The sequence below is a fragment of the Pseudomonas cichorii genome (assembly GCF_015471405.1).
In the GTDB taxonomy this organism is placed as follows: Bacteria; Pseudomonadota; Gammaproteobacteria; order Pseudomonadales; family Pseudomonadaceae; genus Aquipseudomonas; species Aquipseudomonas serbiensis.
In genome coordinates, this window is sequence record NZ_BLVZ01000011.1 from 192,086 (window position 1) to 205,004 (window position 12,919).

Below are 12,919 nucleotides of genomic sequence, written 5' to 3' on the forward strand. Positions count from 1 at the left end.
CAGAGAAAAATGAGCGAGCTTTCCAAAGTCTCGGTCACGGCGCTCAAGGGTGTCGGCGAGGCCATGGCTGAAAAGCTGGCAAAGGTGGGCCTGGAAAACCTGCAGGATGTGTTGTTTCACCTGCCGCTGCGTTATCAGGACCGGACCCGTGTTGTCCCTATCGGCGCGCTACGCCCCGGCCAGGATGCGGTGATCGAAGGCGTGGTCAGCGGCGCCGATGTGGTCATGGGCAAACGCCGCAGCCTGCTGGTGCGGCTGGGTGACGGAACAGGCGTTGTCAGCCTGCGCTTCTATCACTTCAGCAACGCCCAGAAGGAAGGCATGAAGCGCGGGACTCACCTGCGCTGCTTTGGCGAAGCCAGACCCGGCGCCTCAGGCCTGGAAATCTATCACCCGGAATACCGGGCACTGACCGGTGATGAACCCGCTCCCGTGGAGCAGACGCTCACCCCGATCTATCCGACCACCGAAGGCCTGACCCAGCAACGCCTGCGCCAACTCTGCCAGCAAAGCCTGGCAATGCTCGGCCCCAAAAGCCTGCCGGACTGGCTGCCCGAAGAGCTGGCCCGCGACTATCAACTGGCTCCGCTGGACGATGCGATTCGCTATCTGCACCACCCGCCCGCCGATGCCGATATCGAAGAACTCTCGCTGGGCCATCACTGGGCGCAACACCGCCTGGCCTTTGAAGAGTTGCTGACCCATCAGCTTTCCCAGCAACGCCTGCGTGAAAGCCTGCGCGCGCAACATGCACCGGCTCTGCCGCTGGCGAAAAAGCTGCCGAAACAGTTTCTAGCCAACCTCGGCTTTCCGCCCACCGGCGCACAGCAGCGCGTGGGCAAGGAAGTCGCCTACGACCTCAGCCAGCCGGAACCCATGCTGCGCCTGATTCAGGGCGATGTGGGCGCGGGCAAGACCGTGGTCGCCGCACTGGCGGCCCTGCAAGCGCTGGAAGCCGGTTATCAGGTGGCCTTGATGGCGCCCACCGAAATCCTCGCCGAGCAGCACTACATCAACTTCCAGCGCTGGCTTGAACCTCTGGGCGTCGGAGTCGCGTGGCTGGCCGGCAAGCTCAAGGGCAAGGCACGCGCCACCTCGCTGGAACAGATCGCCAGCGGCACGCCCATGGTGGTGGGCACTCATGCCCTGTTCCAGGACGAAGTGCAGTTCAAGAATCTGGCGCTGGTCATCATCGACGAGCAGCACCGTTTCGGCGTCCAGCAGCGCCTGGCCCTGCGCAAGAAAGGCGTTGGCGGCATGATGTGCCCACATCAATTGATCATGACCGCGACTCCCATTCCGCGCACCCTGGCCATGAGCGCCTACGCGGATCTGGATACCTCGATCCTTGACGAACTGCCTCCGGGCCGAACACCGGTCAACACCGTACTGGTAGCCGACAGCCGTCGCATCGAAGTCATCGAGCGGGTGCGCGCAGCCTGCGCAGAAGGTCGCCAGGCCTATTGGGTCTGTACGCTGATCGAAGAGTCCGAAGAACTGACCTGCAAGGCCGCCGAGACGTCATTCGAGGAACTGAGCAGCGCACTGGGCGAGCTTCGTGTCGGGCTGATCCACGGACGCATGAAGCCTGCGGAAAAAGCCGCCATCATGGCCGAGTTCAAACAGGGTGCTCTGCAATTGCTGGTGGCGACGACGGTCATTGAAGTCGGCGTCGATGTTCCCAATGCCAGCCTGATGATCATCGAAAACCCCGAACGCCTCGGACTTGCCCAACTTCACCAGTTACGCGGGCGTGTCGGACGCGGCAGCGCCGTCAGCCATTGCGTGCTGCTCTACCATCCGCCGCTTTCACAAGTCGGCCGTCAACGTCTGGGCATCATGCGTGAAACCAACGACGGTTTTGTCATCGCTGAAAAGGACCTGGAATTGCGTGGTCCGGGTGAAATGTTAGGAACCCGACAAACGGGCCTCCTGCAGTTCAAGGTGGCTGATCTAATGCGTGATGCCGATTTGCTACCTGCCGTGCGAGATGCGGCCCACGCGCTTTTGGAGCGTTGGCCACAGCATGTCAGCCCCTTGCTCGAACGCTGGTTGAGGCATGGTCAGCAGTACGGTCAGGTGTGACGCAGGCAACGCTTTGGGAAGCCCATGCGGCCCAAAACAAATAAGGTAGTTATACTGCCGGCAATGTAGGAATACGGACAAAGACCATGACAGAAGTTGCCCACGTCGATGACTCTCACCAAGCCCCGTCGGTAATCCGGCAACTGCTTGAAAAACTGGCCATCCGCTATAACGAAGTCGTGGATGACGCGAGCCTGCCAGCATCGCGCAAAGTCCAGGCCGCGTTGGTCGAAGACGCTGTTGGCGCACTGCTGATTCTGTTCCCGCAAAGCCAGTTGCTGGACCTCAACCGGATCACCGAGCTGACGGGCCGCCAATTGACAGCCGTCCCGCATGATCGCCTCCTGCGCATGCTCGCCAAACACAATCTGCATGCCCTGCCAGGTCTTCCAGCCCTGACCAGTTCTCCTTGCCTTTATGACGACCGTCTCCTGCAAGAGCCCGCGCTACTGATTGGCTCAGGCGAACCGGGCGTGCTGCTCGAAATCAACAGCGAAGACTTCAAAGGCATGCTGAGCAAGGCCAGTGCGGCGCATTTTGGCGAACTGCTGAGCGGCATCCACCCCAACCTTGATCGTCCCGATGACGATCGCGAGGAAATCACCCAGGCCATGCATGCCTTCACGGCACGGCGCATCCAGCAACGTCTGGAAGCAACCCTGGAAATTCCGCCTCTGGCTGGCACGGCGCAGAAGATCATCAAGCTGCGTGTCGACCCCGATGCAACTATCGATGACATTACCGGCGTGGTTGAAACCGACCCGGCACTGGCCGCACAGGTCGTGAGCTGGGCTGCTTCGCCTTACTACGCATCGACAGGCAAGATCCGCTCGGTCGAAGACGCCATCGTCCGCGTGCTGGGTTTCGATCTGGTCATCAACCTCGCGTTGGGCCTGGCGCTGGGCAAGACCCTGAGCCTGCCCAAGGATCATCCGCAGCAGACAACGCCTTACTGGCAGCAGTCGATCTATACAGCCGCTGTCATCGAGGGCCTGACCCGCGCCATCCCGCGCGCCAAACGCCCAGAAGGCGGCCTGACCTATCTGGCCGGCTTGCTGCACAACTTCGGCTACCTGCTGCTGGCCCACGTGTTCCCGCCTCACTTCTCGCTGATCTGCCGTCAGCTTGAGGTAAACCCGCACCTGCATCACAGCTATGTAGAGCATCATTTGCTGGGCATCAGCCGCGAGCAGATCGGTGCCTGGCTGATGCGTTACTGGGACATGCCGGACGAATTGTCCACCGCATTGCGCTTCCAGCATGACCCTTACTACGCGGGCAAGCATTGTGAATATGCCAACCTGATTTATCTGGCTGTGCGCTTGTTGCGCACCAACGGCATCGGCTCAGGCCCACAGCAGGAAATCCCGGACGAGTTGTTCGAGCGCCTGGGCCTGACCCGGGAAAAGGCCAACGAATCTGTCAGAAAGGTTCTGGAAGCCGAAGTCATGCTGCGTGAGCTGGCGTCTCAGTTCGCCCAGTGATCGGCCTTTTCGCGAATGAATTTGCTCCTGTGCAGACTGTGCGGGAGCAAATTTATTCGCGAATCCTGTTCAACATTGAAAGGTAAGTGAAAGCTTCTGCAATTAGGATCACCTCACCACCGGCAAAAGACCGGCTAGCCAGGAAACGTGCTCAACGCACTTTCAGGCCCAATTAACAAAAATAAATGGTGATTCCGATGTTTGCTCCGACCCCGATCTACACCCTCCTTGCGCCTCCTCTCCACGTATTGCCCCTGCTGAGCTGATTTCGTTCGATTCATCGTTCCGTAGCCGTATTACGTCTGGAGAATTCCTATGTTGACTTTCCTTGGCTTCGCCATGGTTATTGCGTTCATGTACCTGATCATGAGCAAACGCATGACTGCGCTGATTGCCCTGATTATCGTACCGATCATTTTTGCCCTGTTTGGCGGCTTCGGCCCGCAGATTGGCCCGATGATGCTGGCTGGCATCACCAAGCTGGCGCCAACCGGCGTCATGCTGATGTTCGCAATTCTCTACTTCGCCCTGATGATCGACTCGGGCCTGTTCGACCCGGCCGTGCGCAAGATCCTGAAAATGGTGAAAGGCGACCCGATGCGCATTTCGGTCGGCACTGCCGTACTGGCGCTGGTGGTTTCCCTGGACGGTGACGGCGCGACCACTTACATGATCTGCGTCGCAGCCATGCTGCCGCTCTACAGCCGTGTCGGCATGAGCCCGCGCATCATGGCTGGCCTGATCATTCTGGCTGGCGGCGTGATGAACATGACGCCATGGGGCGGCCCTACCGCTCGCGCAGCCAGCGCCCTGCATGTCGATGCCTCGGATATTTTCGTACCGATGATCCCTGCCATGCTGGCCGGTGTGGTCGCGATCCTGGTCATTGCCTACTTCTACGGCAAACGTGAACGTGCCCGTCTGGGTGAACTGCATCTGCAAGGCGATGAAATCGATCACAGCGAAATCAGTGTTTCGCAGTTCCCGGATGCCCGTCGTCCGAAAATGATCTGGTTCAACGGTGCCCTGACGCTGGCGCTGATGGTCGCCCTGATGATGAGCCTGCTGCCTCTGCCAGTGCTGTTCATGATCGCGTTCAGTATCGCGATGATCATCAACTACCCGAAACTTCAGGACCAGAAGGACCGCGTTGCAGCCCACGCTGGCAGTGTTCTGTCCGTCGTCGGCCTGATCTTCGCCGCCGGTATCTTCACCGGCATCCTGACCGGCACCGGCATGGTCGACGCCATGTCGAAAAGCCTGCTGGCTGTGATCCCGGAAGCGATGGGGCCTTACCTGGCGGTCATCACTGCACTGGCGAGCATGCCGTTCACCTTCTTCATGTCCAACGATGCGTTCTACTTCGGCGTACTGCCGGTGCTCTCTGAAGCAGCAGCCCACTACGGCATCACCCCGGTGGAAATGGCTCGCGCCTCGATCGTCGGCCAACCGGTTCACCTGCTCAGCCCACTGGTTCCATCGACCTATCTGCTGGTTGCACTGGCCGGTATCGACTTTGGCGATCACCAGCGCTTCACCCTGAAATGGGCGATCCTGGTCTGCATCTGCATCCTGATCGCTGCACTGCTGATGGGTATTTTCCCGCTGGTCAGCAGCGTTTAATCAAGCAGTGCTCCCCGCCGCCAACCTGACCGTTGGCGGCGGGCACCAGTCAGAAAAGACATATTCCTTGTCGCTGTCCTGATAGCGACGTCAATACACTGATTTATGACAGTTTTATTTCAATAGATCAGTGCCTATGCGATGCTGGCGCCAAGGCCAAAGGCCGACTAAAAGCTTTAGTAGAGCGTCATAAAAAATTTCCGCTCGCTACACGCTGCACCTTCAATCCTTTGCCCTGAATGGGGCACGTCTCAGGGGGCTTTCAGTATGCTGACCCTGCTCGATTTGTTATCCGCCGTCGCCCTGCTGATCTGGGGCACGCATATCGTGCGCACCGGTATTCTTCGCGTGTATGGCGCACAGTTGCGCCGCGTCCTCAGCCAGAACATGTCCAAACGACCTCTCGCGTTTATCGCGGGCATTCTGGTCACCGCATTGGTGCAGAGCAGCAACGCCACCGCCATGCTGGTGACTTCGTTCGTGGGCCAGGGCCTGATGACGCTGACTCCCGCGCTGGCGATCATGCTCGGGGCCGATGTGGGAACGGCACTGATGTCCCGCGTGCTGACCCTGGACCTCTCCTGGCTTTCGCCGCTGCTGATTTTCCTCGGGGTGATTTTCTTTCTGTCGCGCAAACAGACACGAGCAGGGCAATTGGGCCGGGTCGCCATCGGGCTGGGTCTGATCGTACTGGCATTGCAACTGATCGTCAGCGCGACCACGCCCATCACCCAGGCCTCCGGGGTAAAAGTGCTGTTCGCCTCACTGACCGGCGACCTGATGCTCGATGCACTGGTCGGCGCCCTGTTCGCGCTGATCTCCTACTCCAGCCTTGCGGCAGTATTGCTGACTGCCACGTTGGCAGGTGCCGATGTCATTGGCTTGCCGGTCGCTATCGGCCTGGTGATCGGTGCCAATATCGGCAGCGGGCTGCTGGCTTTCCTCAGTACCAGCATGCAAAACGTCGCCGGTCGGCAAGTCGCCCTGGGCAGCCTGCTTTACAAGTTGCTGGGCCTTTTGCTGATCATTCCGGTGCTCGACCCGCTGGTACACTGGCTCTCTTCTCTGGGCTTCAGCCCTCAGGAACTGGTCATCGGTTTTCACCTGATCTACAACACCGCGCGTTGCCTGCTGATGTTGCCCACGGTTGGCCCGATGGCGCGCCTGTGCGCCGCACTGCTGCCCTATCAGGCAGAAACCAACGGCCCGGCCAAGGCAAAGCATCTGGACCTTGCCGCGTTGTCGACACCCAGCCTGGCATTGGCCAATGCCGTGCGTGAAACCTTGCGCATGGGAGACCTGATCGAAAGCATGCTGGGCTCGATGCTCGCGGTGCTGCGCGGCACGCAAACGGCCGTCACTCAGGAAATGCGCCGCCTGAACGATGATGTGGAAGCGCTCTATAGCGCGATCAAGCTGTATCTGGCCCAGATGCCTCGCGAGGAACTGGGCGAGCACGATAATCGTCGCTGGGCAGAGATCATCGAGCTGACCATCAATCTGGAACTGGCCAGCGACCTCATCGAACGCATGCTTCGCAAGATCCAGCAGCAGAAGACCTCACAGCGGCGCTCGTTCTCGGAAGTCGGGCTGGAAGAACTGGCCGATCTGCATATCCAGCTGCAATCCAACCTGCGTCTTGGCCTGTCGGTCTTTCTCAGTTCGGATGAAGAGAGCGCCCGCCAGTTGCTCAGGGAAAAGCGCCGTTTCAGAGCGCTGGAGCGGCGTCTGGCGCATGCCCATGTCAGCCGCCTGCAACGCAAGGTCGTACAAAGCATCGAAACCAGTTCGCTGCATCTTGAACTCATCGCTGACATGAAACGCCTTAACTCGCTATTCTGCAGCAGTGCCTATGCCGTGCTGGGAACAGCCGATACTGGAGCCTTGTCGAGCGAGAGCATTCAAGAGCAATCGGTGTGAACGTACCAGGCAGAGCGAAGTCTGTTAAACATACCGGCCCGCAAGGAAAGCTGCTTTATGCGTTGCCTGCTGTTTGCTTGTCTGCTTCTGAGTTCTCTCCCTTCGCTGGCCCTTGATCGTCTTCAGGTCGAGGGCTACCTGTTACCCAACGGCCTGCAAGTGCTGCTCAAGCCGGGCTATGAAAAGGGCCATGTGGCGATTCGGCTGGTGGTCGGCATCGGCTTCGATGACTTCGCCTGTCAGGACAAGGAACTGCCGCATCTGCTGGAGCATTTGCTGTTCAGCGGCACAGACGACAGCGGCGAAGGCGGGCTTGAAGAGCGTATGCAGGCGCTGGGTGGCGAGTGGAATGCGTTCACCAGCAACACCGACACCACTTTCGTGATCGAAGCACCAGCCCGCAATCAGCGCAAGATTCTGGATCTCTTGCTGGAGGTTCTGACCAACACCGAACTGCTGCAAAGCCGTTTCGATGAGGTCAAACGCATCGTCGAGCGCGAAGATGGCGGTCACTTTTCCCACCTGCAGCGCCTGCTTGATCGCCGCGAATCGGGCACCGGTGCCAGCAACCAGTTGGCGATAGAGCTGGGGCTCAAATGCGCCGAGCGTCCAGAGGTCAATGACATTACCCTCAAGCAGGTCGAAGATGTCTTCGCGAGCTGGTACGCCCCCAACAACATGACGCTGATCGTTGTCGGCGATCTCGACAGGCTGCTGCCCAGCTATCTGGAACGCACTTACGGGCAGCTCAACCCGACTGACCCCATCGAGCACCCGCCGCTGGCCGAAAGCAATGGCGCAGCCCAGGCTTCGCGCACTCTGATCCGGGGCTTGCTGGGCGAGGGCGCACGCCTGCACCTGACCTTCACCGAACCGCAGCTCGAAAAGCAACACGACGAGACATGGGAGCTGGTCGAGGCCTATCTGGACTGGGCGCTCTATACAGAACTGCGCCTCAAGCACGGCTTGTCCTATGGCCCATCGGTTGATCGTGAGGTCTTTGGGGAAGTCGGCTTCATGAGCCTGAATGCCGACCTTGAGCGCGATGACATCCATGAAGCCGAGCAAAGCATTCGCACTCTGCTTGCGCGCCTGAAAAAAGAAGGCATGCAACCTTCCACCTTCGCCCGTCTGCAACAAGCCGCCATCGCCAGACAGGCATGGGCCGTACAGGGCAACAGTGCGCTGGCCGATTACTACTGGAGCGCGCTCAATGATTACGAAGACGGACGCTTTGCAGACCCGGCCAAACGCATCAAGAGCGTGAGCCTGGACACCGCCAATCAGGCCCTGCGCCAACTGTTGGCCAAGCCCGGTTATTGGCGGGTCGAAAAGTCATTGCTCAGTTATGACGATTTGTATGGGTTGGCTGCGGTGGTTGCCGGGATGATCGGGTTGTTGGTGTTCTGGCGGGTACGCAAGCGTATTCGCAAGTGAGTTCGCTTCGACCCCTTCATATCCCCCGTCGCGGCCAAGGCCCCTTCCACAATCTGTAAGGGATGGTATTTACACGCACCTTGGCATTGATATGCTGCCGGGGTTTTTGAAGCCAATGAAAGTGAACTGCCCAAATGCCTGACTGGAACTCCTACGTAACGCGCACGCTCGGTCTGATACGGCGCTATCCGGGGGTGATTGCGGCAGGTGGTTTCATCTCCGGGATCGCCAGTTTCATTCTGGTGGACCGTCAGGCCGGGCTGGCGACCTGGATTGCGGTGGTCATGCTGATCAGCTGGCTATGGCTGATGATCGAAAACAGCATGGTGCGGCTGTTCAGCAAGACGTTCGGTCGGGAAATACCTCAGGGCCTGCTGCGTTACGGCACGCAGTTGATCCATCAGGAAAGCCTGTTCTTCGTGCTGCCGTTCTTCTTCATCACCACCACATGGAACAGCGGACAACTGGTGTTCACCGCCTTGCTGGGGGCCGCGGGGCTTATCTCGATCATCGATCCGCTTTACTACAAATGGCTGGCACCGCGCCGCTGGCTGTTCATGGCGCTGCACACGCTGACGCTGTTCGCGGCACTGCTCACGGCATTGCCCATCATCCTCAACCTGACCACTGCAGAAAGCTACAAACTGGCGCTGGGCACGGCCATGCTGCTGTCATTCCCCAGCCTGGCCTCAAGCTTCCCGATCAATACCTGGCGACGCGGTGTGGCGGTGGTCGCTCTGATCCTGGCCGTCGGCAGTGCAGGCTGGCTGTTACGCTCCTGGGTTCCGCCCGCAACCTTGTGGCTGACCGAAGTCGCCGTGAGCACCAACTTCGATAACAAGAACCGCACACCGGGCGAGAGCATCAGCCAGATAAGCGCCGCGCAGCTACGCCGCGATGGTTTGTATGCCTACACCGCCATCAACGCACCTCGCGGCCTTGAGGAGCGCATTTACCATGTATGGCGACGTAATGGCGAAGAAGTGGATCGTATCGCGCTGGATATTCATGGCGGACGCAAGGAAGGCTATCGTGCCTGGACCCACAAACAGAACTTCCCTCAGGACGTTGTCGGGCGTTGGCAGGTCCGGGTGTTGACCGAAGACGGGCAAATGATCGGCGTGCTGCGCTTTGAAGTGACCGATACCGATCAACCGGCAGTCACCAAACCGACAGGCAGGCTGATCAAGCTCAAGCCGGGCGGCGACCAGGAAGAAAGCGCTCCGCAAGCGGAACAGCCCCCCGCTCAGAAGGAAGAGCCCAAGCCCGCGCCGGAACCGGAGCAGCCTGCTTCAGAGCCCGCGCCCGAGAAGCCCGCTGCACAATGACGGTCAGGTAGCGGTCGCACCAAAGAACCAGTAGCAGACGAAAATGGCCGCGACGACACCCGAGAACTCGGCCAGCAGTGCGCAACCCACCGCATGGCGCACTCGCTGGATACCGACCGCGCCGAAATACACCGCCAATACATAGAACGTGGTTTCCGTGCTGCCCTGAATCGTGGCGGCAGCCAGCGCAGCGAAGCTGTCCACGCCCTGGGTCTGCATGGTTTCGATCAACAAGGCCCGCGCAGCACTGCCGGAAAAGGGTTTGACCATGGCGGTCGGCAGGGCATCGACAAAGCGCGTATCCCAGCCCAGCCACTCCACCAGATGGCGGATGCCTTCCAGACCGAAGTCCAGCGCACCCGAAGCGCGCAGCACACCTACCGCACACAGCATCGCCACCAGATAAGGCAGCAGGTTTTTGGCAACATCGAACCCTTCCTTGGCACCCTCGACAAACGCCTCATAGACCTGCACCTTGCGCAGCGCACCAATGATCATGAACAACATGATCAGGCCGAACAGCGTCAGGTTGCCGAGAATGGAGGACAGACCGGCCAGCGCCGCCGCCGACAGCGTGCCCAGGAAAGCCATGAAACCACCGAGCAGCAAGGCGCCCGGAATCAGATAGGCAAGCACCACCGGGTCCCACAGACGCAGACGTTGCATGAACGCCACCGACAGCAGACCCACGATAGTCGACACGCTGGTCGCCAGCAGAATAGGCAGGAATACCAGCGTCGGGTCCGGCGCGCCTTGCTGGGCGCGGTACATGAAAATGGTTACGGGCAGCAAAGTCAGGGACGAAGCGTTGAGCACCAGAAACAGGATCTGCGCGTTGCTGGCAGCCGTCTGGCTGGGGTTCAACTCCTGTAGAGAACGCATCGCCTTGAGCCCGATAGGCGTAGCGGCGTTATCCAGGCCCAGAGCATTGGCGGCGAAGTTGAGGGTAATCAGGCCCAGCGCGGGGTGGCCCGGCGGCACTTCGGGCATCAGGCGCAGAAACAGCGGGCCAAGCACCTTGGCCAGCCAGTCGACAATCCCGGCCTTCTCGGCAATGCGCAGAAAGCCCAGCCAGAGCGTGAGGGTGCCGAACAGCAGAACCATCACCTCGACCGAGAGCTTGGCCATCGCAAAAATGCTTTCGACCATCGCGGCAAAAATACCGGCGTTGCCTCCAATCAGCCATTGCCCCATGGCGGATACGCACGCAACGATAAAAAAACCAAGCCACAGGCCATTGAGCATCGGATATGTCCCTCACAAGATGCGGCGATGATAGCGGCGGGGCGAGCTGGAGGGAAATCGGGAGCCGCAGATACGACAAACCCCGGAAAGCCCGGGGTTTGTCGGTGTAACCGATCAGCGATCAGTCAGCGAGCTGAGCAGCAGGAACCGGGTCCTTGCTGCGCCAGTGCGGCAGGGAGTTCCAGTAGCGCTGGCCCTTGGCTTCGTCGTACATGCCTTCCCAACGAGCAATAACCAGTACCGCCAGGGCATTACCGATCACGTTCAGTGCGGTACGCGCCATGTCCATGATGCGGTCGACACCGGCGATGAACGCCAGACCTTCCAGCGGAATGCCCGCGCTGCCCAGAGTGGCCAGCAGCACCACGAACGATACGCCCGGCACGCCAGCGATGCCTTTGGAGGTGACCATCAGAGTCAGTACCAGCATCATCTGTGCGCCAACCGACAGGTCGATGCCGTACAGCTGGGCAATGAAGATTGCCGCGATGCTCTGGTACAGGGTCGAACCGTCGAGGTTGAACGAGTAACCGGTCGGTACCACGAAGCTGCAAATGGCTTTCGGCGCGCCGTAGGCTTCCATCTTCTGGATCACACGCGGCAGGACCGTTTCGGAACTGGCGGTGGAGTAAGCCAGGATCAGCTCGTCCTTGAAGATGCGGATCAGCTTCATGATCGAGAAGCCGAACATGCGGGCGATCAGGCCCAGGACCACGAAAGCGAAGAAGGCGATGGCCACGTAAACCAGGATCACCAGCTTGGCCAGCGGCAGCAGGGAAGCGAAACCGAAGTTGGCGACTGTCACCGAGATCAGAGCGAATACGCCAATCGGGGCGTAGTTCATGATCATGTGAGTGACTTTGAACATGGTTTCCGAGACGCCCTGGAACATCTTCACCAGCGGCTCACGCACCTCGGCTTGCAGGCTGGAAAGACCCAGGCCGAACAGAACCGAGAAGAAGATGATCGGCAACATTTCGCCACGCGCCATGGCAGCAAAGATGTTGGAAGGGATCAGGTTGAGGATCGTCGCGATGAATGCGTGATCGTGCTGAACCTCGGCAGTGGTCTGCTGATACTTCGAGATATCGACCGTGCCCAGGGTGCTCATGTCGATACCAGCGCCCGGCTGGAACATGTTGGCCAGAACCAGGCCGACAAGAATCGCAATGGTGGTGACGACTTCGAAGTAAATGATGGTCTTGAGACCAATGCGACCCAGCTTCTTCGCGTCGCCCACACCGGCAATACCGACGATCAGCGATGCAATCACGATCGGGATCACGATCATTTTGATAAGACGAATGAAGATATCGCCTGCTGGTTGCAGGATATTACTGATCCACCAGGCCTTCTCGGCACTGAAGTGGTTGAGCAACGCACCGAGGGCAATCCCCAGTACCAGTCCAATCAGAATCTGCCATGCCAGACTCAGCTTTGCCTTCTTCATTCAATTACCCTTGTTTTTAGTGGCTTGGACATACCCGTAACCGACATGCTGAAACTGCTTTTTCCACAGCAATGCCGAAGCCGAAACGTCCAGAGAAGGTCACCGCAAACGAGCATCAAAGCTCTATAGCAGGCGAAAAAAGGCGCAACTATTCCCATGGCACGGGGGTACGTCTAATGCCATAAACGACTACCTCATGCCGAATCGGCATACAAAAACGACCATTCGTATCTAATAACGACACAAAAAAGTTGTCCCTATTGCCCCCACAAGTGGCTAGAACGTCGCCTCCAGCCTGGCAAGGAAAATTGGCAGCGACTGCATGGCCGAGGGAAAACGGGGCCGTA

Annotated in this window: 8 protein-coding genes; 6 read left to right on the forward strand and 2 right to left on the reverse strand. The window is 59.2% G+C overall.

Translation table 11 applies throughout. The features are described from left to right. Window positions 1-9: 9 nt before the first annotated feature. The 6 genes from recG to JL015_RS18830 all read left to right on the forward strand — a co-directional run bounded on the left by recG (window position 10) and on the right by JL015_RS18830 (window position 9,877). A complete protein-coding gene (gene recG / locus JL015_RS18805) occupies window positions 10-2,085 on the forward strand; it encodes an ATP-dependent DNA helicase RecG (RefSeq protein WP_201000976.1) in 2,076 nt (691 codons plus the stop codon). A gap of 86 nt (window positions 2,086-2,171) precedes the next feature. Beyond that, complete coding sequence (locus JL015_RS18810; RefSeq protein WP_201019503.1) at window positions 2,172-3,569, forward strand: aminoacyl-tRNA deacylase and HDOD domain-containing protein; 1,398 nt, start codon at window positions 2,172-2,174, stop codon at window positions 3,567-3,569. A 315-nt stretch (window positions 3,570-3,884) separates the two neighbouring features. After that, on the forward strand, window positions 3,885-5,192 hold the full coding sequence (locus JL015_RS18815; RefSeq protein WP_201000972.1) for a CitMHS family transporter: 1,308 nt from the start codon (window positions 3,885-3,887) through the stop codon (window positions 5,190-5,192). Between the two features lie 267 nt (window positions 5,193-5,459). Continuing rightward, on the forward strand, window positions 5,460-7,112 hold the full coding sequence (locus tag JL015_RS18820; protein WP_201019504.1) for a Na/Pi cotransporter family protein: 1,653 nt from the start codon (window positions 5,460-5,462) through the stop codon (window positions 7,110-7,112). Between the two features lie 57 nt (window positions 7,113-7,169). Continuing rightward, window positions 7,170-8,549: a M16 family metallopeptidase gene (locus JL015_RS18825; protein WP_201019505.1), complete on the forward strand. Its 1,380-nt coding sequence runs from the start codon at window positions 7,170-7,172 to the stop codon at window positions 8,547-8,549. A gap of 134 nt (window positions 8,550-8,683) precedes the next feature. Next, on the forward strand, window positions 8,684-9,877 hold the full coding sequence (locus tag JL015_RS18830; protein ID WP_201019506.1) for a DUF5924 family protein: 1,194 nt from the start codon (window positions 8,684-8,686) through the stop codon (window positions 9,875-9,877). 3 nt (window positions 9,878-9,880) lie between these two features. Here JL015_RS18830 and JL015_RS18835 read toward each other — a convergent pair whose 3' ends face one another. Continuing rightward, window positions 9,881-11,122 carry a nucleoside recognition domain-containing protein gene (locus tag JL015_RS18835; RefSeq protein ID WP_201019507.1) on the reverse strand — a complete coding sequence of 414 codons (1,242 nt, stop codon included), beginning with the start codon at window positions 11,120-11,122 and terminating at the stop codon, window positions 9,881-9,883. A 121-nt stretch (window positions 11,123-11,243) separates the two neighbouring features. Next, complete coding sequence (gene gltP, locus JL015_RS18840) at window positions 11,244-12,572, reverse strand: glutamate/aspartate:proton symporter GltP (RefSeq protein ID WP_201000962.1); 1,329 nt, start codon at window positions 12,570-12,572, stop codon at window positions 11,244-11,246. Window positions 12,573-12,919: the final 347 nt, after the last annotated feature.